Origin of the sequence: Dietzia sp. Die43, assembly GCF_024519835.1 — a bacterium.
GTDB classification, from domain to species: Bacteria; Actinomycetota; Actinomycetes; order Mycobacteriales; family Mycobacteriaceae; genus Dietzia; species Dietzia kunjamensis.
Map to the genome: position 1 here is coordinate 82,201 of NZ_JALJRF010000016.1, position 20,680 is coordinate 102,880.

22 protein-coding genes are annotated in these 20,680 nt (G+C 72.4%); 19 read left to right on the forward strand and 3 right to left on the reverse strand.

Features of this window, described 5'->3' with window-relative positions:
- The first annotated feature begins 263 nt into the window (after positions 1 to 263).
- The 5 genes from proC to NR111_RS14215 all read left to right on the forward strand — a co-directional run bounded on the left by proC (position 264) and on the right by NR111_RS14215 (position 4,387).
- A complete protein-coding gene (gene proC, locus NR111_RS14195) occupies positions 264 to 1,106 on the forward strand; it encodes a pyrroline-5-carboxylate reductase (protein WP_256821159.1) in 843 nt (280 codons plus the stop codon).
- A 283-nt stretch (positions 1,107 to 1,389) separates the two neighbouring features.
- Entirely contained in the window at positions 1,390 to 1,611 is a 222-nt protein-coding gene (locus NR111_RS14200; RefSeq protein ID WP_067718677.1) for a helix-turn-helix domain-containing protein, read from the forward strand.
- A 182-nt stretch (positions 1,612 to 1,793) separates the two neighbouring features.
- Positions 1,794 to 1,895 (forward strand): 30S ribosomal protein bS22, encoded by a 102-nt coding sequence (locus tag NR111_RS14205; protein WP_003855542.1) that lies wholly within the window; start codon positions 1,794 to 1,796, stop codon positions 1,893 to 1,895.
- A 165-nt stretch (positions 1,896 to 2,060) separates the two neighbouring features.
- A complete protein-coding gene (locus NR111_RS14210; RefSeq protein WP_256821169.1) occupies positions 2,061 to 3,257 on the forward strand; it encodes an NAD-dependent epimerase/dehydratase family protein in 1,197 nt (398 codons plus the stop codon).
- The gene (locus tag NR111_RS14215) at positions 3,254 to 4,387 is read left to right on the forward strand and encodes a lysophospholipid acyltransferase family protein (RefSeq protein WP_372502684.1); all 1,134 of its coding nucleotides are present in this window, start codon (positions 3,254 to 3,256) and stop codon (positions 4,385 to 4,387) included. Before NR111_RS14210 ends, NR111_RS14215 begins: the two co-directional genes overlap by 4 nt.
- A gap of 36 nt (positions 4,388 to 4,423) precedes the next feature.
- Here NR111_RS14215 and NR111_RS14220 read toward each other — a convergent pair whose 3' ends face one another.
- Positions 4,424 to 5,674 carry an HAD family hydrolase gene (locus NR111_RS14220; RefSeq protein ID WP_371606926.1) on the reverse strand — a complete coding sequence of 417 codons (1,251 nt, stop codon included), beginning with the start codon at positions 5,672 to 5,674 and terminating at the stop codon, positions 4,424 to 4,426.
- 73 nt (positions 5,675 to 5,747) lie between these two features.
- On the opposite strand from NR111_RS14220, the gene NR111_RS14225 reads away from it, so the two are divergent.
- Complete coding sequence (locus NR111_RS14225; protein WP_256821170.1) at positions 5,748 to 6,017, forward strand: glutaredoxin family protein; 270 nt, start codon at positions 5,748 to 5,750, stop codon at positions 6,015 to 6,017.
- Positions 6,018 to 6,080: 63 nt separating this feature from the next.
- Here NR111_RS14225 and NR111_RS14230 read toward each other — a convergent pair whose 3' ends face one another.
- Positions 6,081 to 6,431: an HNH endonuclease gene (locus NR111_RS14230; protein ID WP_120286044.1), complete on the reverse strand. Its 351-nt coding sequence runs from the start codon at positions 6,429 to 6,431 to the stop codon at positions 6,081 to 6,083.
- A gap of 382 nt (positions 6,432 to 6,813) precedes the next feature.
- Here NR111_RS14230 and NR111_RS14235 point away from each other — a divergent pair, with 382 nt between their 5' ends.
- From NR111_RS14235 to NR111_RS14245, 3 genes are all read left to right on the forward strand, one after another.
- The gene (locus NR111_RS14235; protein WP_173674800.1) at positions 6,814 to 8,136 is read left to right on the forward strand and encodes a glutamyl-tRNA reductase; all 1,323 of its coding nucleotides are present in this window, start codon (positions 6,814 to 6,816) and stop codon (positions 8,134 to 8,136) included.
- Positions 8,133 to 9,149 carry a hydroxymethylbilane synthase gene (gene hemC / locus NR111_RS14240; protein ID WP_067713630.1) on the forward strand — a complete coding sequence of 339 codons (1,017 nt, stop codon included), beginning with the start codon at positions 8,133 to 8,135 and terminating at the stop codon, positions 9,147 to 9,149. The genes NR111_RS14235 and hemC overlap by 4 nt, the downstream gene beginning before the upstream one ends.
- A 62-nt stretch (positions 9,150 to 9,211) precedes the next feature.
- On the forward strand, positions 9,212 to 10,855 hold the full coding sequence (locus NR111_RS14245; protein ID WP_120286041.1) for a uroporphyrinogen-III synthase: 1,644 nt from the start codon (positions 9,212 to 9,214) through the stop codon (positions 10,853 to 10,855).
- Positions 10,856 to 10,922: 67 nt separating this feature from the next.
- Here the strand turns inward: NR111_RS14245 and NR111_RS14250 are convergent, their stop codons facing one another.
- On the reverse strand, positions 10,923 to 11,375 hold the full coding sequence (locus NR111_RS14250) for a MarR family transcriptional regulator (RefSeq protein ID WP_308202021.1): 453 nt from the start codon (positions 11,373 to 11,375) through the stop codon (positions 10,923 to 10,925).
- A 92-nt stretch (positions 11,376 to 11,467) separates the two neighbouring features.
- On the opposite strand from NR111_RS14250, the gene NR111_RS14255 reads away from it, so the two are divergent.
- The 10 genes from NR111_RS14255 to NR111_RS14300 all read left to right on the forward strand — a co-directional run bounded on the left by NR111_RS14255 (position 11,468) and on the right by NR111_RS14300 (position 20,569).
- The gene (locus NR111_RS14255; RefSeq protein WP_256821175.1) at positions 11,468 to 12,115 is read left to right on the forward strand and encodes a maleylpyruvate isomerase family mycothiol-dependent enzyme; all 648 of its coding nucleotides are present in this window, start codon (positions 11,468 to 11,470) and stop codon (positions 12,113 to 12,115) included.
- 51 nt (positions 12,116 to 12,166) lie between these two features.
- Positions 12,167 to 13,207 (forward strand): porphobilinogen synthase, encoded by a 1,041-nt coding sequence (gene hemB, locus NR111_RS14260; protein WP_308202022.1) that lies wholly within the window; start codon positions 12,167 to 12,169, stop codon positions 13,205 to 13,207.
- Complete coding sequence (locus NR111_RS14265) at positions 13,204 to 13,878, forward strand: hypothetical protein (protein ID WP_256821176.1); 675 nt, start codon at positions 13,204 to 13,206, stop codon at positions 13,876 to 13,878. The genes hemB and NR111_RS14265 overlap by 4 nt, the downstream gene beginning before the upstream one ends.
- A complete protein-coding gene (locus tag NR111_RS14270) occupies positions 13,865 to 14,386 on the forward strand; it encodes a hypothetical protein (protein ID WP_096906790.1) in 522 nt (173 codons plus the stop codon). The genes NR111_RS14265 and NR111_RS14270 overlap by 14 nt, the downstream gene beginning before the upstream one ends.
- Positions 14,383 to 14,625, forward strand: coding sequence for a hypothetical protein (locus tag NR111_RS14275; protein ID WP_096906791.1), 243 nt, complete (start codon positions 14,383 to 14,385; stop codon positions 14,623 to 14,625). The genes NR111_RS14270 and NR111_RS14275 overlap by 4 nt, the downstream gene beginning before the upstream one ends.
- A gap of 252 nt (positions 14,626 to 14,877) precedes the next feature.
- The gene (locus NR111_RS14280) at positions 14,878 to 16,800 is read left to right on the forward strand and encodes an alpha/beta fold hydrolase (RefSeq protein WP_254050600.1); all 1,923 of its coding nucleotides are present in this window, start codon (positions 14,878 to 14,880) and stop codon (positions 16,798 to 16,800) included.
- Between the two features lie 84 nt (positions 16,801 to 16,884).
- Complete coding sequence (gene hemL / locus NR111_RS14285; protein WP_256821181.1) at positions 16,885 to 18,195, forward strand: glutamate-1-semialdehyde 2,1-aminomutase; 1,311 nt, start codon at positions 16,885 to 16,887, stop codon at positions 18,193 to 18,195.
- Between the two features lie 284 nt (positions 18,196 to 18,479).
- Positions 18,480 to 19,100 carry a histidine phosphatase family protein gene (locus NR111_RS14290; RefSeq protein WP_159148825.1) on the forward strand — a complete coding sequence of 207 codons (621 nt, stop codon included), beginning with the start codon at positions 18,480 to 18,482 and terminating at the stop codon, positions 19,098 to 19,100.
- A 3-nt stretch (positions 19,101 to 19,103) separates the two neighbouring features.
- Positions 19,104 to 19,712 carry a TlpA disulfide reductase family protein gene (locus tag NR111_RS14295; RefSeq protein WP_206472718.1) on the forward strand — a complete coding sequence of 203 codons (609 nt, stop codon included), beginning with the start codon at positions 19,104 to 19,106 and terminating at the stop codon, positions 19,710 to 19,712.
- Complete coding sequence (locus tag NR111_RS14300; protein ID WP_256821177.1) at positions 19,709 to 20,569, forward strand: cytochrome c biogenesis CcdA family protein; 861 nt, start codon at positions 19,709 to 19,711, stop codon at positions 20,567 to 20,569. The genes NR111_RS14295 and NR111_RS14300 overlap by 4 nt, the downstream gene beginning before the upstream one ends.
- The last annotated feature ends 111 nt before the right edge of the window (positions 20,570 to 20,680 follow it).

Below are 20,680 nucleotides of genomic sequence, written 5' to 3' on the forward strand. Positions count from 1 at the left end.
CCACTCCGCCCGCACCCCGCCCGCGCCTGCTCCAGGTGCGGGCGGGGCCGTTTCAGCCGCGGTGCGCGAGCGGGAACCGGCGACGGGCAACCGAATCCCTCCCGCCGCCCATCCGATGTCGCTCCACCCAACGGATGCGATAGGTGGAGCGACATCGAATAGGCGGCGGTGGCGGCGGGCGCGATTCGATGGGTGGCGCGAGCGGGCAGCCCCGTCTCCCGCAGCCGGCGGGCGGCCGCGCACGCGTGTGGCACTGTAAGGGCATGACGAGAATCGCAGTGGTCGGTGGCGGACGCATCGGCGAGGCCCTCATCGCGGGACTCCGTGAGGCCGGGACCGAGCCGTCGGACATCGTGGTGATCGAGGCCGTGGAGGCCCGCGCCGACCAGTTGGCCAAGAAGTACAACATCCTGTCCACCAGCCTCGACATCGGCTGCGAGGGCGCCGACGTGATCGTGGTGGCCGTCAAGCCCCAGGACGTGCCGGCGGTGGTCGGCCGCATCGGCGACGCCATCTCCGACAGCGTCCACGAGTCGATCGTGGTCTCGCTCGCGGCCGGCGTGCCGACGACCGTGCTGGAGAACAAGCTCAGCGCCGGCTCGCCGGTCGTGCGGGTCATGCCCAACACGGCGATGCTCGTCGGGCACGGCGTCTCCGCGCTCTGCAAGGGCCGCTATGCGCGCGATGAGCACCTCGAGCAGGTGTCCACGATCATGGAGAGCGTGGGCCTCGTCGTCGTCGTCACCGAGGCCCAGATGGACGCGGTGACCGCGGTGTCCGGGTCCGGCCCCGCCTACTTCTTCCTCATGGCGGAGGCGATGGTCGACGCCGGCGTGGAGCGCGGGCTGCCGCGCGACGTGGCGCTGAAGCTGGCGGCCGGCACGGCGCTCGGCGCGGGCGCGATGCTCACCGGCGGTGGCGAGGGACCCGCCGAACTGCGCTACAACGTCAGCTCCCCGGGCGGCACCACCGCGGCGGCGATCCGCAGGCTGGAGGCCGGGGGACTGCGCTCGGCGGTGGCGGACGCGGTCGAGGCGGCGGCGTCGCGGTCGCGGGCGTTGGCACTGGCCTCCACCGATGGCGACGACGACGACGAGATCGACTGACCCGCCACCCGGGCCCGTCGCCGAGGCGACCGAACGGGCCGGGTGTGCCCCTACCGAACCGACCCGCCGGGTGAGATGTGACCCACCCGGCGGGTCGCTCATTTAGCACAAGCCCAGCTCAGGGCGGGTGAGGCGCGGATCGGGCGGCGTGTCGTCGATGTAATTCGCCCACTCCCGTCGCATTGATCACACCATTCACGCTAGGCTCATGCCCAGCACGTGCGTGTCCGTACCGCAGGAGGGGAAGCCTGCGGCACGACGCGTGCCACGAAGGGTTGTGACGATGGCGACTACCGACAAGACCGATAGCGGCGCACAGGCGGCGGGGGGCTCGCAGTTCCTCACCGTGGCCGAGGTCGCCGCGCTGATGCGCGTGTCCAAGATGACGGTCTACAGACTCGTGCACTCGGGCGAGCTGCCCGCCGTGCGGGTGGGGCGGTCGTTCCGGGTCCACTCCAAGGCCGTGCACGAGTACCTCGACACGTCGTACTTCTCCGCGGGCTGACGCACTGAACCGCCCCGGCGGGGCGGTGTCCGGCCCGTTTTCGTGGCCGCGGGGAGCGAGAGGTAGTCTGGACGGGTTCCGTCCCGGCTTTCGAGCTCGCTCTCAGGCGCCGGAGCGCAAGTCAAGGCCCTTCGCGGGCCGTAAGGCCCCAGACCAGTAGTCGACAGGTAGGTGACCCCGATATGGGTTCTGTGATCAAGAAGCGCCGCAAGCGTATGTCCAAGAAGAAGCACCGCAAGATGCTCCGCCGTACCCGCGTGCAGCGTCGCAAACTCGGTAAGTGAGTCCGGCGGCGCCTCGGTAGCGCCCGGACTCACGCCTGTAGCGGATGCCCGTCACCCACAGTGGTGGCGGGTATCGGTGTATTTCGGGGCGGGGCGCCGCTCGGCCGGCGTCGGCGGCGAGGTCCGCGCACATGGGCAGGGGGGTCCGCAGTTAGACTCGGCCGGGTGGACACCGAACTGCCAGACCGTAGCCCGGCTCGCGCCGTCGCGGTCGTGGGCGGTAGCCGGTATCTCGGCGCCCACCTGGTCGGCATGCTGCTGCGCAACGACTCCGTCGAGCGCGTCCTGGCGATCGACTCGGTCAAGCCGTCGCCGCAGCACCGCCGACGGATGCGCGACGCCGAGTTCGTGCGCCTCGACCCGCAGTCCCCGCGCCTGCAGGGGATTCTGCGTGAGGCCGGCATCGACACGGTCGTGCACGCCGGGCTGCACCACACCGATTTCGCCCCCGGCGGCCGCGCGGCCGTCAAGGAGGCCAACATCATGGGCTCCATGCACGTGATCGCCGCGTGCGGACGGGCCGCGACGGTCAAGCGGTTCGTGCTCATCTCGTCGACCTCGGTGTACGGCTCCTCGGGGGTCGACCCGGCGATGTTCACCGAGGACATGGCCGCCCGGCGTCAGCCCAGTGGCGGCATCCCGCTCGACCACCTGTCGGTCGAGGGGTACGTGCGTGGGATGTCCCGCAAGCGTCCGGACATCGACGTGACGATCCTGCGCATCCCCGCCATCCTCGGGCTGCCCGAGCCCACGGTGGTCGGCGAGCTGCTGCTGCCGTCCGTCGCACCGGTCCTGGCCGGATACGACCCGCGCATCCAGCTGCTGCACCCGCAGGACGCACTCGATGCGCTGCTGCACGCAGCGACGGGGGCGCCCCCCGGGACGTACAACATCGCGGCCGACGGCATCCTCACCCTGACGCAGGCCATCCGCCGCGCCGGCCACATCCCGCTGCCGGTGATGCCGCAGACGTTCAAACTCGCGGCGCGGTTGCTCTCCAGCCAGGGACTGCGCGACATCGGGCCCTCGCAGCTGCGCTACCTGCGGTACGGCCGCACCATGGACACCACCCGGATGCGCACCAGGTTCGGGTTCACGCCCCGGTACACCACCGAGGAGGCGCTGCACGCCTACCTCGTCGACTCGGGGGCCGAGCCCCTCGTCACGCGCGCCGCACTCGAGCGCAAGACCGCCAAGATCGCCAGCAGACTGCCCGGCCCGGTGGCCAGCCGACTGCGCGCGGGCGTGAACTCGACCATCGGCGAGCTCGAGTCGATAGGGGCCCTGCCGGAGCCGAGCGTGCCGGAACCGAACGAGGCGGAACCGAACGAGCCCGACCCGATCGAGGAGGGGGCGCCGTGAAGGGCCCGGAATTCGACCTGTCCCAACCACTCGGCGGCCCCCGCTGGGGAGAGGGCCGACGCGACGCCCCCGGTTACCGAACCGTCGGCGAGGGCTTCGTAGGGGAGACCACCAACAGCGATGCCGCGGCCACCGAGCTCGGCAGGATCGTCGACAGGTTCCTCACCTCCCTGCGCAGCTCGATCGGTCAGGTGGTCGACGCACTGCCCCTCGATGCCGAGGTCCTGGCGCCCGTCCGCGAACTGACCCGCGGTGTCGACACGATGCTCGCGACCGGCGACATCAGCGCCCTGTCCACCCTGGCGGACGCCGTCAACGCCGCCGGCGAGCTCCTGGCCTCCCGTGTCACCGGCGGGTACGAGGTCGACGAGTTCGGGTTCGACGAGCACTTCCACACCAACGTGTGGCTGCCCCTGTGGCGGCCGCTGTTCGAGCACTGGTTCCGGGTCGAGGTGATCGGTGCCGAGAACATCCCCGCCGACGGCGCCGGCCTGATCGTCTCCAACCACGCCGGCGTCCTGCCGCTCGACGGGATGATGACCACCGTCGCCGTCCACGACCACGCCGGACGCGCCCTGCGTCTGCTCGCCGCCGACCTGGCCATGTCGCTGCCGGTCTCCGCGCCGCTGGCCCGCCGGGCGGGGGCGACCCTGGCCTGTGCCGCCGACGCCGAGCGCCTGCTGGAGAGCGGTCACGTGGTGGCCGTGTGGCCGGAGGGCTTCAAGGGGCTCGGCAAGCCGTTCGCCGACCGCTACCGCCTGCAGCGCTTCGGCCGCGGCGGGTTCGTGGCCACCGCCCTGGCCGCTGGCGCGCCGATCATCCCGTGCTCGGTGGTCGGCTCCGAGGAGATCTACCCCAAGATCGGTGAGGTCCCGGCGCTCGCGCGGCTGCTCGGCCTGCCGTACATGCCCGTCACGCCCGCGTTCCCACTCCTCGGCGCGCTCGGCGGCATCCCGCTGCCCACCAAGTGGACGATCGAGTTCGGCGAGCCGATCGAGACCTCGCACCTGGGGCCCGACGCCGCAGAGGACCCGATGGTGGTATTCGAGATCACCGACCAGGTCCGGGAGACCATCCAGAACACGCTGTTCCGCAACCTCGCCCGCCGCGGCAGCGTCTTCTTCGGCTGAGCCGGCGGCGGGGGAGCGCCCCGGCGCGGACCCGCGTCAGAAGATGCGGCGCGCCCGGTCCATCGCGCGGCTGGCGTAGTCCGAGCGCGCGGCCGCCCGGGCACCCGCGAGCCCGCCGACGGCGAGAACACCCGGCATCGCCTTCTTCGCGGCCTTGCGGACGGTGCGGAAGTCCTTGATGTTCCAGCCGTTCTCCGAGGCGTACTTGCGCAGCTTCGAATCCGGGTTGATGGCGACCGGGTTGCCCACCATCGTGAGCATCGGCATGTCGTTGAAACTGTCCGAGTACGCGTAGCACTTGGCCAGGTCGAAGCCCTCGGCCTCGGCGAGCTTGGCGATCGCGTGCGCCTTGCCGGGCCCGTGCAGGATGTCGCCCACGAGGCGGCCGGTGTAGACGCCGTACTCCTCCTCCGCGACCGTGCCCAGCGCACCCGTCAGGCCCAACCGGGCGGCGATCACCCGCGCCAGCATCACCGGCGTCGCGGTGACCAGCCAGACCTGCTGCCCGGCGTCCAGGTGCATCTGCACCAGCGAGCGGGTGCCCGGCCAGACGCGGTCGAGCATCGAGGTGTCCACGACCTCCTCGCTCAGTTCGGTCAGTTCGGCGACGGTGCGACCCTTGACGAAGCTCAGGGCCTTGTCGCGTCCGGTGGCGACGTCCTCGGCGTTCTCCTCCCCGGAGATCCGGAACTTGGCCTGCGACCACGCCAACCCGGCGACGTCGCGCGCGGTGAAGAAGCGATGCTTGGCCAGCCCGCGGGCCAGCAGGATGATCGACGCGCCCTGGATGAGGGTGTTGTCCACGTCGAAGAACGCCGCGACCCGCGGGTCCGGCACGAACGGCTCGAGCGACTCGTCGGTCTCGGCGGCGGCACGGTCGGCGGCGGCACGGTCGGTTGCCGCACGCTCGGCGACGGCGTCCGCGGGGCGGTCGGCGACGGCGGTCCCGGCACCCGCGCCCGCGCCCGCGCCGGACCCCTCGCCCTCGCCCTCGGCGGGGTCGTAGTCGGCCAGCGGCGGGCCGGGCTCGGCACCGGGCTCGAGTTTGACGGCGTGCTGGGCAGAGGCCTCACCGGCGCGCCGCTGGATCCGCGCGTCGCGGCGCCGCCACAGCAGCCGACCCAGAGCCGAGCCGAGATCGGCACGACCGGGAAGCCGCGGGCCGGACCGGGAGCGGTGGGACTCCACCGGTTCGGCGGCGTCCTCGGAGGCCTCGCCGCCGGGGGTGGGCGCGTTGTCGTCGTCGTTGTCGTCGGCGTCGTCGTTCACCGGGCGGGAGTCGTTCACCGGGCGGGACCTCCTGAAGGGCGCGGGGACCCCATCCTAGAGCAGCCCCGAGGGGGTGGTGCACTATCGAGCCATGGTGCACACGGTGACCCTGTTGACCCGCGAGGGCTGCGGCAGCTGCATCCGCGTCCACGGCCAGTTGATCCCACTGTGCGAGGGTGCGGGCGCCCGGCTCGAGGTGACCGACGTCGACCACGCCGCGGACCGCGAACTCGCCGCCGAATACGGCGACCGCCTGCCGGTGGTGTTGGTCGACGGCGCGGAGCATTCGTGTTGGGAGGTCGACGACGACGAGCTGCTGGCCACCCTCGCCGGGGCCGGCCCGTTCCCGGGATGGGACTGAACCGGCCGACGGGCGCGGGCGGTGCCGGGGGGTGCGCGCGGCGGTGGCCGCGACGGTGGGCGGTCACTCCTCCCGCGGCGCGTCGCGCAGGTCCCGCAGGATGGTCGCGTGCCGGAGCAGGAACGCGCCCTCGTCGAGCTTCTTGCGCCGCAGCCACCCGGTGACCTCGCTGTTGTGCTTGCTCGCGTTGCACGACGCGCAGGCCGGGACCACGTTCTCCAGGGTGTAGCGCCCGCCGCGTGAGATGGGCTGGACGCAGTCCTTCTGCAGCGCGGGCCCGGTCGCGGAGCAGTAGGCGCAGGCTTTCCACGCGTCGAGGATCCGGGCCCACTGCGGGTCGGTGAGGTCGTTGTCGACGCGGGACAGACGCCGCTGACGACGCTTCGCGTATCGGGCGCGGGTCGCGGCGGACATGGTCGACGAGGACCTGCGGCGAGGGGGCACGGATGCCACCGTACTGCGGTCCGTGCTGTTCACGGTGCCCGCGGGAGGGCGGCCGGATATAGCATCCGCCCCTGTCACGGTTTTGTCCCGGGGTGTCAGGCGGGTTACGGTGGAGCCCGTTACGGGTCGTACGCAGGCTTGAGGCCACGGCCGTCCCGGCAGGGTGTTTCCGCCATGGGAGCGCCTTGTACGCAGCCGTGCACACCGACGGGAGACGACCGACTGTGGACCAGCGTTCCGCGAGTTCGTCCTGCGGGGCCCCGTCTGTTCTCCGACCGTCTCCTCGCCGAGTTGACGAGTTGGCATCCATTCTGGCATGGGCCCCCGAGGCCCTGGCGTCCGGGGGGCGGTTGTGAGCATTCTCCTGGTGGGGCTGTCCCATCACAGTGCGCCGGTGTCACTGCTCGAGGCGGTCGCCGTCTCCGAGTCCGAGCGCGACGGGCTCACCGAGGAACTCATCGCCGGCGAGAACGTCGACGAGGCGATGATCGTCACCACCTGCAACCGCGTCGAGGTCTACTCCGCCGTGGACGCGTTCCACCCGGCGCTGGACGACGTCGTGACCCTGCTCTCGCGCCACTCCGGCCTGGGCGCCGACGAACTGAGCCGCCACCTGTACGTGCGCTACTCGGAGTCCGCCGCCGAGCACCTGTTCTCCGTGGCCTCGGGACTGGACTCGATGGTCGTGGGCGAGCAGCAGATCATCGGCCAGATCCGCACCGCCTACCAGTCGGCGTCCGAGATCGGCGCGGCCGGCACCACCCTGCACCGGCTCGCCCAGCAGGCGCTGCACGTGGGCAAGCGCGTGCACACCGAGACCGGCATCGACTCCGCCGGCGCGTCGGTCGTCTCCGTCGCGCTGGACCGCGCGGCCGAGATCCTCTCGGACGGCGCCAGCCGCAGTCTCGACGGACGCCGGGCGGTCGTGCTCGGGGCCGGCGCGATGGGCGGCCTGGCCGTCGCCCACCTCGGCCGCGGCGGGATCTCCCACATCGAGATCACCAACCGCACCCCGGAGCGCGCCGACCGGTTGGCCGAGATCGCCGGCGACTCCGGCACCCCGGCCACGGCGTTCCCCCTCGCGGGGCTCGCCGAGGCCGTCGCCCGCGCCGACATCCTCTTCACCTGCACCGGGGCCGTCGGCACCGTCGTCACCCTGGGCGACGTACACACCGCGCTCGCGGGCCGCGGCGACCGCGGCCCGCTCGTCATCTGCGACCTCGGCATGCCGCGCGACGTCGACCCCGCCGTCGCCGGCCTGCCCGGCGTGACCGTCCTGGGAATCGAGGCGCTCAAGGCCGACCCCGCCACCTCCGCCGCCGCCGCGGACGCCGACGCCGCCCGCACGATCGTCGACGCCGAGCTCACCGCGTACACGCAGGCCGAGCGCATGGCCGGCGTCGGGCCGCTCATCGGGCAGCTGCGCGGGCGCGGTGGGCAGGTCGTCGCGGCCGAGATGCGCCGGCTCGAGTCCCGGCTGCCAGACATGGACGAGAAGGTCCGCGACGAGGTCGCCAACACCGTCCGCCGGGTCGTCGACAAGCTTCTGCACCCGCCCACGGTGCGGTTCCGGGAACTCGCCGCCCAACCGGACGGCGAGAACTACGCGGCGGTCGTACGCACACTGTTCGACCTGGACAACACCGTGGACGGTAGAAGCGAGGAGGCGTCATGAGCAGGACCCTGAAGGTGGGCACGCGGGGCAGCACCCTGGCCACCACCCAGGCCGGGCACGTCCGCGACGCCCTCATCGCCGCCGGGTACCCGGCCGAACTGGTGATCGTGCGGACCCGCGGCGACGTGGTGATGGCCCCGGTCGAGCGCATCGGCGTGGGCGTGTTCACCCTCGAACTGCGCGCCGCCCTCGAGCGCGGGGACTGCGACATCGCCGTCCACTCGTACAAGGACCTGCCGACCGCGCCCGACGACCGGTTCGCCCCCATCGCCGTGCCGCCGCGCGTCGACCCGTCCGACGTGCTCATCGCCCGCGACGGGCTCACCATGGCCACGCTGCCCGAGGGCGCCCGGGTCGGGACCTCCGCCCCGCGCCGGCGCTCCCAGCTCGCGGCCCTGCGCCCCGACCTCGACCTGCACCCCCTGCGCGGGAACATCGACACGCGGATGGGATACGTCACCAGCGGCGACCTCGACGCGGTCGTCCTGGCGGCGGCCGGCCTCGACCGCACCGGTGCGGGAGAGCGTGCCACCCACCGGTTCGGCATCGACGAGATGCTCCCCGCCCCCGCGCAGGGCGCCCTCGCCGTCGAATGTCGCGCCGACGACACCGAGGCCGCCGAGGCCCTCACCGTCGTCGACCACCTGCCCTCCCGGGTCCGGATCACCGCCGAGCGCAGGCTCCTGCGCGACCTCGAGGCCGGTTGCACCGCCCCGGTCGGCGCGCGCGCCGAACTCGACGGCGCCGGACTCGACAGCGGTGGCGAACTGACGCTGCACGCGGTGGCGGCCGCCCACGACGGCTCCACCGTCCTGCGCACCCACGGCACCACCGCCACCGCAGACCACCCGGACGGACCGATCGCCGCCGCCGACGAGCTGGGCCGCCGACTCGCGGCCGAACTGCTCGACCGCGGCGCCCGTGACCTCATGGCCGGGGAATCGCCCGAGCAACGCGCCCCACTCGTACCGAGGGAATCCACGACGGCGCCACCCACCGTCACCGACCCCTGATCCCCGAACTCCCATCTCGCGCGCAGCCAGCGCGCGGCACCCACCCCACGGAGAGACGAACAATGACTCGAGCACGCACCACCCGCCCCGGAACCGTCCGCTTCGTCGGCGGCGGTCCAGGCAACGCGGGGATGCTCACCTGCCGGGCCCAAGAGGTCCTCACCGGCAACCCGCTGGTGTTCGCCGACGCCGACGTCTCGGCCGACGTGCTGGCGCTGGTCGCTACCGAGGTCCCGGTGCCGCAGGAACTGCTCGACGCGCGCCGGGCCGAGATGGACGCCGCCGTGGCCGCCGAGGACAAGGCCGAGATCAAGCGTCTCAAGGCCCTGCCCGCGCCCACCGCCGCCGACGTCCGCCCCGTGCTCGGTGAGCCCGCCGCCGTGGCCAAGCAGCTCGTCGCCGAGGCCAAGAAGGGCCGCGACGTGGTCCGTCTCGTCACCGGCGACCCCATGACCACCGACGCCACCGTCACCGAGATCGCCGCCGTCGGCCGCACCGTCGTGCCGTTCGAGGTCGTCCCCGGCGTCGCCGAGGCCACCGCCGTTCCCGCCTTCGCCGGCATCGCGCTCGGTTCCGGCTACGTGTTCGCCGACGGCCGCGGCAAGGTCGACTGGGCCGCTCTCGTCGGCTCGCCCGGCCCGATCGTCCTGCGCACCACCGGCCGGCACCTCGCCGAGGCCGCCTCCAGCCTCGCCGAGCAGGGACTCGCCGCCGGCACCCCGGTGACCGTCACCTGCTCCGGTTCGCTCTGCGCCCAGAAGTCCGCCGACGGTACCCTGGCCACCATGGCCGAGGTCGGTCGCGACATGGACGGGGACCTGGTGGTCACCATCGGCAAGTCCGCCGGTGAGCGTCACCGCCACCAGTGGTGGGAGTCGCGCGCCATGTTCGGCTGGAACGTGCTCGTGCCCCGCACCAAGGCGCAGTCCGCCGAGATGAGCGACCGCATCGCCGAGCACGGCGCCGTGCCCGTCGAGGTGCCCACCATCGCCGTCGAGCCGCCCCGCAGCCCCGCCCAGATGGAGCGCGCCGTCAAGGGCCTCGTCGACGGCCGCTACCAGTGGGTCGTGTTCACCTCCTCCAACGCCGTGCGCGCCGTGTGGGAGAAGTTCGTCGAGTTCGGCCTCGACGCCCGCGCCTTTTCCGGCGTGAAGATCGCCTGCGTCGGCGAGGGCACCGCCGCCCGCGTCCGCGAACTGGGCATCCAGCCCGAGCTGCTGCCCAGCGGCGAGCAGTCCAGCCTCGGCCTGCTCGAGGTGTTCCCGCCGTACGACGACGTGCTCGACCCCGTCAACCGGGTCCTGCTGCCGCGCGCCGACATCGCCACCGAGACCCTCGCCGAGGGCCTCACGGGCCGCGGCTGGGAGATCGAGGACGTCACCGCGTACCGCACCGTCCGCGCCGCCCCGCCGGCCGCCGAGATCCGCGAGATGATCAAGACCGGCGGGTTCGACGCGGTGTGCTTCACCAGCTCGTCCACCGTCCGCAACCTGGTCGGCATCGCCGGTAAGCCGCACGCGCGCACGCTCATCGCCTGCATCGGGCCGCGCACCGCGGAGACCGCCGCCGAGTTCGGCCTGCGCGTGGACGTCCAGCCCGAGAACGCGTCCGTGCTCGACCTGGTCGATGCCCTCGCCGCGCACGCCGACCACCTGCGCGCGGCCGGCGAACTGCCGCCCCCGCGCCGCCGCGCCCGGCGCCGCTGAGCCGCAGCCCCGCCGCCCGCACCGCCTGCCCCGTCCGGCCGACCAGCCGCGCGGGGCAGGCGCGTGTTCAGGGGTCGACGAGCCCGCGGAGCTCGGCCAGCGCCGCCCGCAACCCGGCCATCCGCTCTGCGCCGAGGTGTGCCTCCCACTCGGCGTCGACGCGTCGCTCTTCCGCCCGGGCGACCGGGATGAGCTCCCGGCCCCGCGCCGTGAGCCGGACCAGCCGGGCCCGGCCGTCATCCGGATCCGCCACCCGCCGGACGAACCCCGCCGCCGCCAACCTGTCGACCAGGGCGGTCGCGGTCTGTTTGGCGATCCGGGCGCGCTCAGCCAACACGATGAGTCGCGTGCCCTCGTCGTCGTCGATCCCCGCCAGCAGGCGGATCTGCGCGCGCGTGATGTCACCGAAGCCGGCGGCGTCCAGCGCCGCCGCGATCCGGTCCTCCGCCGCGCGGTAGCCCAGCCACATGAGCAGGCTCGTCGGCGCGGGTGGCCCGCCGGGCGGGGTCTCGGGGTCCACGGCAACTCCTCAGGTCCGGCGACCGAATATAGTCCTATCATGGTACTAGTCGCGGCCCGGGTGGTCGGGTCGCACCGGAGGAAGGGGTCGTCATGGACGACACCGAGGTCTGGGCGGCCGTCGACCGGCGCCGCCGCGCGGTCGCCGACTGCCTCGACGAGCTCCCGCCCGGCGACTGGGACCGGCCCTCGCTGTGCGAGGCGTGGACCGTCCGCGAGGTCGCAGCGCACCTCACCCTCGCCGGGCTCCCGCGGTGGCGCCTCGTGCCGATGTTCCTGCGCTACCCGGGCAGCACCAACCGCATGATCCGCGACGGCTCCGCCGCGCTGGCCCGACGGATGTCCGACGAGCAGATCGTCGCCGCCCTCCGCGGAATGATCGGACACCACCGGCCGTTCCCCGGCCTGACCTGCCGCGAGGCGCTGATCGATGTGGTGGGGCACACGCAGGACATCACCATCCCGCTGGGCCGCGAGATCCCGATCCCCGCCGAGGAGATCGCCGAGGCCGCCGACCGGGTCGTGTCCTACGGCGGCCGGGGTAACGCCAAGGTGTTCCGCCCCCTGCCGACCGAGGGGGTGCGCATGGTCGCCGACGATCACGCCTGGGCCGCCGGCGACGGGCCCGAGGTGACCGGATCGACGCGGGACCTGTTCCTGGCGCTCACCGGCCGCACAGTGCACCTCCACCGCCTCGGCGGGCCGGGCGCCGAGCTCGTGCGCGGGCGCGTCGCGACGTAGCGCAGGTCCGCGCCGCGCCCGACCACCGGCGACTTTCGTACAGTGGGGGTCGTGACGACACCGCCTGACGAGACCACGTCCGTTCCCGCGCCACTGGTGCGCCCGCGTCGACTCCGCTCGACGCCGGCCATGCGCAGGCTCGTCGCCGAGACCACGCTCGCCCCGCGGCAGCTGGTGCTCCCCGCGTTCGTGGCCGACGGGATCGACGCCCCGCGCGACATCTCGTCGCTGCCCGGGGTCGTCCAGCACACCGTCGACTCGCTGCGGCGCGAGGCCGTCGCCGCCGCCGAGGCGGGACTGGGCGGCATCATGCTGTTCGGCGTGCCCCTCGACGCGGACAAGGACGCCACCGGCAGCTGCGGCGCCGACCCCGGCGGCATCCTCAACCGCGCGCTGTCCGCCGTCCGCGCCGAGGTCGGCGACGACCTCGTGATCATGGCCGACACCTGCCTCGACGAGTTCACCGACCACGGCCACTGCGGTGTGCTCGGCACCGACCCGCGCGGCGAGCAGATCGTCGACAACGACGCCACGCTCGCCGCCTACAACGACCTCGCCGTCGCCCAGGCCGCCGCCGGAGCCCATGTCGTGGGGCCCAGCGGGATGATGGACGGCCAGATCGCCGCCATCCGCGAAGCCCTCGACCGCGAGGGGTACCAGGACGTCGCGGTGTTGGCCTACAGCGCCAAGTACGCCAGCGCCTTCTACGGCCCGTTCCGCGAGGCCGTCGGTTCGTCCCTGCGCGGCGACCGGCGCACCTACCAGCAGGACCCGGCCAACCTGCGCGAGTCGCTGCGCGAGGTGCAGCTCGACCTCGAGGAGGGCGCCGACATGGTCATGGTCAAGCCCGCCATGTCCTACCTCGACGTCCTGCGCCAGACCGCCGAGATCTCCGACGTGCCGGTGGCCGCCTACCAGGTCTCCGGCGAGTACGCGATGATCTCCGCCGCCGCCGAGCGCGGCTGGATCGACCACGACCCGGCCGTCATGGAATCGCTGACCTCCATCCGCCGCGCGGGCGCGGACATCGTCCTGACCTACTGGGCCCTGCACGCCGCGCGCCTCCTCGCCGACGGGTGGGGGTCCCGGTGACCCGCGGCAGCGGGCCGTGGCGCCCGCCCGCCCGGACCGGACCGGGCCCCGAGGGGTCGGGTGACACCACGAGCGGGAACCGCCCCGGCGACAGCCCTGCGCCCGGCGACCCGCACGTCGACGCACCCGCCGAGCCACCCGCCGAGCCGGCCGGTCCGCCGCCGGAGGAGATCCACACCGCGTGGGTGCTGTGGCTGGCCGCCGCCGCGTTCGGACTGCTCGGGATGCTGATCAACTCCGCGACCGCCAGCTTCGGGGACCTGCCCACCGCCACCCGGGACGCCTTCCGCGACGCGGTCGCCAACACCGGGTCCACTGACGTCTCCGTCGAGAGCATGTTCTCCATCGCTCTGGCGGCCGGGGCGGTGCTGGCGCTCATCGTCGCCGCCGTCACCGTGTGGCTGGCCTTCCGGTTGCGAGCGGGCAAGGGGTGGGCCCGCACGATGCTCGACATCGTCGCCATCTTCCTCGTCGTCGACGCCGTGTCCGTGGTGATCGGTGTGTTCGGTGGAGTCGCGACCTCGGGGGAGCGGGGAGACGTCATCAGCTTCGTCGTCATCGCCCTCCAGATCCTCGCGGGACTGTGCGCCGCAGCCGCCGTGTGGCGCCAGCACAAGGCCGAGGCCATCCAGTACACGACCCCGGGAGGCGGCGCGCGTGCCGGCAAGTGAACCCATCGCCGCCCGGCCGGGAATCGAACCCGAGGGGCCGATCCTGTACGCCGAGGACGGCTGGAGCTGGGCCTGGATCCTCGCGGCGCCCGCGTTCTGCGCCGCTGCCGGAGGGTTCGAGCTCGCCACCGGCGCCCCGGTGCACTGGCTGATGCTCACCGTCTGCGCGATCGCGACCGCCCTCTGCCACGGCGTGATGATCGCCGCCACCCGCGTCCACGGTCGCGTCCGCCTGACCCCCGACGTGTACCTCCAGGGCACCGAGGAGCTCGAACTTCGCCGGATCGAGGAGGTGCTGCCCCTCACCGCCGCCGACGATTCCGAGGCCTCGTGGGAGACGGCCCGACTGCTCGGCGAGCTGCGGGAGATGCCCCGCCGCCGGGCGGCCGTGGGTCTGCGACTCGACACCGGGGGCGAGGTCCGCGCCTGGTCCCGTAACCCCGCGGCCCTGCACGGCGCCCTGGCCGGCGCTGTCGCCGGTCTCCCGCGCGAGCCGGGACCCGAGTGAACTCGCGTCGCCTCGGCGTGGCCGCGGTCGCCTGCGCTGTACTCGCCGTGGTGCTGTGGTGGTTCGCCAGGGACATCGTGACGGGCGCGCCGCCGGTCATCGACCCGCCCGTCGAGGGCAGCATCGAACGCATCCACACCGATCCCCGGCTGCTCCTGGCCGCGACCGTCCTGGCGGGGTTGACGATGGTCCTGACCACCCTCGCAGTCCTCCGGCGCGCCCCCCGGGTCGGATCCTGACAGATCTACTTCTGCCAGGGCTTTTCCGGGCGACGCGGACGTCGCGGTAACGATCGGATGACGGTTTTCTGAGTGTGCCCGGTCGGGTGTGTCGTGGCGTCGGCCACAGGCTACATTTGGGGCGGTTCGGACGCATGTGACGCTCGTAAAAATGAGTGGTCGGTGCGTCCGATTCGCCGGAGTAACGCCTACAGCACAGGGAAACGGGGATCGGTGCAGCCTTCCAGCACTTTCGTTGGCACCACCGCGGTCGTGGGAGCGATCGCACTTCTGGGATCGGGAGTGGCCTCGGCCGCCCAGGTCGAATGGCAGGACTGTACCGAGATGCTCGGCATCGAGGCCGAGTACGTCCCCGCCGGTCTCGAGTGCGGAACCGTCGAGGTCCCCGTGGACTACACCGCGCCCGACGCCGCCAAGACCCAGATCGCGCTCACCCGCATCAAGGCCTCGTCCGGCCAGGCGCGCTCCACCGTGTTCGGCAACCCCGGCGGGCCCGGCAACTACGCCCTGAACTTCTGGAGCCCGGCCCTCGACGGCGCCAACCCGGCCGGCCTGTACGAGAACCACGACCTCGTGGCCGTCCAGCCCCGCGGGCTGTACGGCTCCAATCCCATGGTCTGCAACGTGGACTACGTGGGCCCGAACACGGTCAACCCGCTCCACGACGCGTGCTACGGGACCGACCCCGAGTACATGAAGTCCATGACCACCGAGAACGCCGCCCGCGACATGAACGCGGTCCGTGAGGCGCTCGAGCTCGCAGAGGTCGACTACGTGGGCGTGTCCTACGGCACCGCGATCGGCACCGACTTCGCCACGCTGTTCCCCGAGGCCACCGGCCGCATGGTGCTGGACTCCAACACCCACCCCGACTGGCGCTGGAACACGCAGGCGGAGCAGGGTGCGCTCGCCCAGGAGCAGCGGGTCAACGACATCTTCGCCTGGATCGCCGAGCGCGACGACTACTACGGCCTCGGGGACACCCCGCTGAAGGTCTTCCACTCCTGGAAGTGGGTCACCGACCAGGAGGTGGGCGGTCCCGCCAACCTCACCCCGCCGCCGGCACAGACCGGCGACCTGCCCGTCGAGCTCCGCGGCAGCGCCGTCGAGAAGCCCGCGCTCGACGTGATCAACGGGACCGCCCCCGCCCGCGCCCGCGTCGAGGGTTTCGCCCGCGCCGCCGCGCTGCAGGGGCTGACGAACAACGCCACCACCGGGCTCTACGACGCCACGGTCGGCGCCACCTACTCCGAGCAGGCCTGGCCGATGCTCGCCCACATCCTCAAGTACTACAACGACGGCGGCACCATCGCGCGCGCCGACTACGAGACCGTGGGCCTGATCCTGGCCGCGCAGGAGAACCGCTCGCCGGTGTACCGCACCGACATCGAGATGAACTCGATCATCACCTGCAACGAGACCGCTGCCCCGGCCGACCAGCTGGGTGTCATCGCGGCCAAGGCCGACAAGTACACCGGCGGCAACCGCCTCACCGCCCGCGCCGCCGTCGAGGCAGCCGGCGACGACTGCGTGGGCTGGCAGCCGGTCGCCAAGACCATCAGCCCCAACGGTGACGCCCTCGACGAGAAGCCGCTGGTGCTGCACTCCGAGGACGACGCCATCACCCCCATCGCCGGCGCGCACCGCGTGGCCGAGGCCATGGGTGGCGCACTGGTCACCGTCGGTGGCGGCGACCACGGCACCTTCCGCATGGGCAACGAGGCCGTCGACAAGCTCGTGATGGAGTTCCTGGAGACCGGGATCGCCGAGCCGGGCCACGTCGCGGGCAAGCCGTCGCCGGAGCCCCTGCCGAAGTGGGGCCAGGCCGAGCGCACTGCCGCCGCCCAGCAGGGCATGTCCGCTCCCGTCGACGGTGCTGACGACTGGTACGGCACCCACCGCGACGCCGGCACCGGCGACGTGAACGCCGCCGGCACCGGTTCCGTCGGGGCCCCGGCGGTCGGCTCCGTCGCCGCGCCGACGCCCGCCTCGGGGTCCGTCGCCGCACCGACGCCCGCACCCGTACCGCTGCCCACGCCGCAGGAGCTGCAGCAGCAGGCCGAGACGGCCGTCGCCGACGCGGAGAAGGCCGTGCACGACTTCGCCGGACAGGTCGACGCCGCCGCGAAGTCGCTGTTCGCCCCCCTCGCCCCGCCGGCCTCGCCGCAGGGCTGAGACCGCGAGGGGGTGCTCGCGGCCGGACTTTGAGACACTGGTCCGGTGACCTCTTCGAGTGATGCCTTCAAGACCCCGTCCGGCATGTCCGGCACCACCCGATCGGCCGAGCTCTTCGCCGAGGCCTGCGAGCTGATCCCCGGCGGAGTCAACTCCCCGGTCCGCGCCTTCAACTCCGTCGGCGGAACCCCGCGTTTCATGCGTGAAGCGCGGGGTTCCCGCATGACGGACGTCGACGGCAACACCTACATCGACCTCGTCTGCTCGTGGGGCCCCATGATCCACGGGCACGCCCACCCCGGGATCGTCGACGCCGTCCGCGACGCCGCCACCCGCGGACTGAGCTTCGGCACCCCGACCGAGGGGGAGGTCGACCTCGCCCGCGAGATCGTCGCCCGCACCTCCGTCGACGAGGTGCGCCTGGTCAACTCCGGCACCGAGGCCACCATGAGCGCCGTGCGCCTGGCCCGCGGATTCACCGGCCGCTCCAAGATCGTCAAGTTCTCCGGGTGCTACCACGGACACGTCGACGCACTGCTCGCCGACGCCGGGTCGGGCCTGGCCACGTTCGCGCTGCCGGACTCGCCCGGCGTCACCGGCGCGACCGCCCACGACACGATCGTGCTGCCGTACAACGACATCGACGCCGTCAAGGTGGCCTTCGCCAACCACGGCGACGAGATCGCCTGCGTGATCACTGAGGCCGCCGCCGGCAACATGGGCACCGTCCCGCCGCTGCCCGGCTTCAACGAAGAACTGCGCACCCTGTGCTCCGACAACGGGGCACTGCTCGTGATGGACGAGGTCATGACCGGATTCCGTGCCGGGGACCGCGGCTGGTGGGGGATCGACGGTGTCGCCGGCGACCTGACCACATTCGGCAAGGTCATGTCCGGAGGGCTGCCCGCCGCCGCGTTCGGAGGTCGCGCCGACGTCATGGCCGCCCTCGCCCCCGCCGGCCCCGTCTACCAGGCCGGCACCCTGTCCGGGAACCCCGTCGCCGTGGCGGCTGGACTGACCTCCCTGCGGCTGGCCGACCACGCCTGCTACTACACCCTGCAGACCAACGCCGACCGGCTCGAGGCGCTGATCAGCAACGCTCTGCAGGCCGCGGGTGTCGCGCACACCATCCAGCGGGCGGGCACCATGCTCAGCGTGTTCTTCTCCGAGGACCAGGTCACCGACTACACCGGGGCCAAGGCCGCCGAGACCTTCCGCTACGCGCCGTTCTTCAACACGCTGCTCGACCGCGGCATCTACGCTCCGCCCAGCGCGTTCGAGACCTGGTTCGTCTCCACCGCGCTCACCGACGACGACTTCCAGCACATCTCCGACGCGCTGCCGGTGGCTGCGGAAGCTGCCGCCGCGGCGTCCGCCCCGGAGACGGGCCGATGAGCAGCAGCGGACGAGGACTGCGCGGGCGGCTCGCCGTCCCGTCGACGGGACCCACCTCACTGCCGATCCCCCTCCGGGGAGATCATCCCGCCCCCGCCGTGGCGCCGCCGTCGCTGGACGGGTCCGGGGCCACCGCGACCCCGGCTGAGCCTCCCCTCGAGTCGCAGCCGGAGGGGTCCGCGGCCTACGGGGCCGAGCCGGGAACAATCGCCGCTCCGGGACAGCCGGTCTCGTCGTCGTCGACCCCTCGTGACACCTCGGCTCGCGCCGGCGAGACGCAGACGATCGTGCACCTGGTGCGTCACGGTGAGGTCCACAATCCCGAGGGCATCCTCTACGGGCGACTGCCCGAGTTCCGACTGTCCGAGCTGGGACGGAGCCAGGCCGAGACCGTCGGCCGAGTGCTGGGGCAGGGGCACGACATCGTGTCGATCGTCGCCTCGCCGCTGCAGCGTGCCCAGGAGACCGCGGCTCCTCTCGCCGAGGCACTGGGACTCCCGGTGGGGATCGACGCCGACATCATCGAAGCAGACAACCGCTTCGAGGGGCGCAAGGTGGGCGGCCCCGGCGGCGCCCTGCGCGACCCGCAGTACTGGCCGATCCTGCTCAACCCGATGCGGCCGTCGTGGGGTGAGCCCTACCTGCAGATCGCGCACCGCATGATCGGCGCCGTGTACTCCACCCTCGACACCGCCCGCGGTCACGAGGCCGTGTTGGTGAGTCACCAGCTGCCGGTCTACACCACGCGCCGCTTCCTCGAGGGGCGACGGCTCTGGCACGACCCGCGCAAGCGGCAGTGCTCGCTGGCCTCGATCACCTCGCTGGTGTTCGAGGGCACGACGCTGCGCGACATCGTCTACTCGGAACCGGCGGGGGCGTCCGACCCGTCGCAGACTGGAGCCTGAATCATGCGCAAGCCCAAGGCCGCCCTCGTCGCGCTGCTGGTGACCGGCGCCCTCGTCGGCGGCTGTGCGACCGGCGACGACGCCGTGGTGGTGGGCCCGGAGACGTTCGAGTTCGTCAGCCCCGACGGGCAGATCGAGATCCACTACGACCCCCCGGCCGAGCGCAAGCCCGTCGCGACGCTCACCGGTCCCGACCTGCTCGACCCGGACCGCACACTCACCGTGCAGGAGGACTTCGCCGGCGAGGTGGTGATCCTCAACTTGTGGGGCCAGTGGTGTGGACCGTGCCGGGCCGAGTCCGACGACCTGCAGCGCCTGCAGGAGGAATTCGAGCCCCAGGGTGCCACCGTGTTCGGCATCAACCTGCGCGACCCCAACCGGCAGAAGCCGGTGGACTTCGTCAAGGACAACGGCATCACGTTCCCCTCGATCTGGGATCCCAGTAACGCCGCGGTCGCCGCGCTGCGGGGCTTCCCGACGTCCGTGGTGCCGGCGACGATCATCCTCGACAAGCAGCACCGGGTGGCCGCCGTGTACCTGGCCGAGATCACCGACGACGAGCTGCGCGAGACCGTCAGCGAGCTCCTCGCCGAGGAGGTCGACCAGACGTGAACCCGGAGACGATCCTGCTCGCACAGAGTGTGGGGGAGACGTTCCAGCAGACCGTGGCCAGCGGCCCGATCCTGCTCGCATTGGGCGCGTGCATCCTGGCAGGACTCGTGTCGTTCGCCTCGCCGTGCGTGATCCCGCTGGTGCCCGGTTATCTGGCGTACCTCGCCAGCGTCGTGGGCGCCGAGCGTCCGCCGGCTACTGCTGCCGCCGCCGAACGCCAACGCGCCGCCACCGCCACGCTCACGATGGAGGAGCGCCGCACCCGACGGTCCTCGCGCGCCCGTGTGGTGGGCGCGTCGCTGTTGTTCGTTGGCGGATTCACCGTGGTCTTCGTGATGCTCAGCGCCATGGTGCTGGGCACCGTGCAGTACCTGGCACCCCAGCAGGAGCTGCTGCAGCGTCTCGGGGGCGTGGTGACGATCCTCATGGGGCTCGTCTTCATCGGCCTCGTCCCCACTCTGCAGCGGGACACCCGCATGCAGCCCAAGTCGCTGTCCACCTGGATCGGCGCCCCGATGCTCGGCGCCGTGTTCGCCCTGGGTTGGACCCCGTGTCTGGGTCCGACCCTGGCTGCCGCGCTCTCGGTCGCCGCGGGCACCGGGGTCGACGCGGCGCGCGGGGTGCTGCTGATCGTCGCCTACTGCATCGGCCTGGGCCTTCCGTTCATCATCGTGGCGTTCGGCTCCACCTGGGCGATGCGGACCGTCGGCTGGCTGCAGAAGCACACCCGGACCATTCAGGTGTTCGGCGGCGTCATGCTCATCATCGTGGGCCTGCTGCTGCTGTCCGGCGGGTGGGCGCTGTTCATCGACTGGCTGCGCGACTTCGCCATCTCGGACACCACGCTGCCCATCTGACCCACCCACGCCGGGCGTCATCACGCCGCCTCCCGGACTGCGTCGTGGCGTCGCGTGATCGCGGCGTCGAGGTCGTGGAGGAGCGCGAACGGGAGTATCGGCGCTTCCAGC

What these genes read in the sequence shown, in the direction of transcription:
- proC (WP_256821159.1), top strand. Translation starts at nt 264, where the DNA reads ATGACGAGAATCGCAGTGGTCGGTGGCGGACGCATCGGCGAGGCCCTC.
- NR111_RS14200 (WP_067718677.1), top strand. Translation starts at nt 1,390, where the DNA reads ATGGCGACTACCGACAAGACCGATAGCGGCGCACAGGCGGCGGGGGGC.
- NR111_RS14205 (WP_003855542.1), top strand. Translation starts at nt 1,794, where the DNA reads ATGGGTTCTGTGATCAAGAAGCGCCGCAAGCGTATGTCCAAGAAGAAG.
- NR111_RS14225 (WP_256821170.1), top strand. Translation starts at nt 5,748, where the DNA reads ATGGTGCACACGGTGACCCTGTTGACCCGCGAGGGCTGCGGCAGCTGC.
- NR111_RS14230 (WP_120286044.1), bottom strand. Translation starts at nt 6,431, where the DNA reads ATGTCCGCCGCGACCCGCGCCCGATACGCGAAGCGTCGTCAGCGGCGT.
- hemC (WP_067713630.1), top strand. Translation starts at nt 8,133, where the DNA reads ATGAGCAGGACCCTGAAGGTGGGCACGCGGGGCAGCACCCTGGCCACC.
- NR111_RS14245 (WP_120286041.1), top strand. Translation starts at nt 9,212, where the DNA reads ATGACTCGAGCACGCACCACCCGCCCCGGAACCGTCCGCTTCGTCGGC.
- NR111_RS14255 (WP_256821175.1), top strand. Translation starts at nt 11,468, where the DNA reads ATGGACGACACCGAGGTCTGGGCGGCCGTCGACCGGCGCCGCCGCGCG.
- hemL (WP_256821181.1), top strand. Translation starts at nt 16,885, where the DNA reads ATGTCCGGCACCACCCGATCGGCCGAGCTCTTCGCCGAGGCCTGCGAG.
- NR111_RS14295 (WP_206472718.1), top strand. Translation starts at nt 19,104, where the DNA reads ATGCGCAAGCCCAAGGCCGCCCTCGTCGCGCTGCTGGTGACCGGCGCC.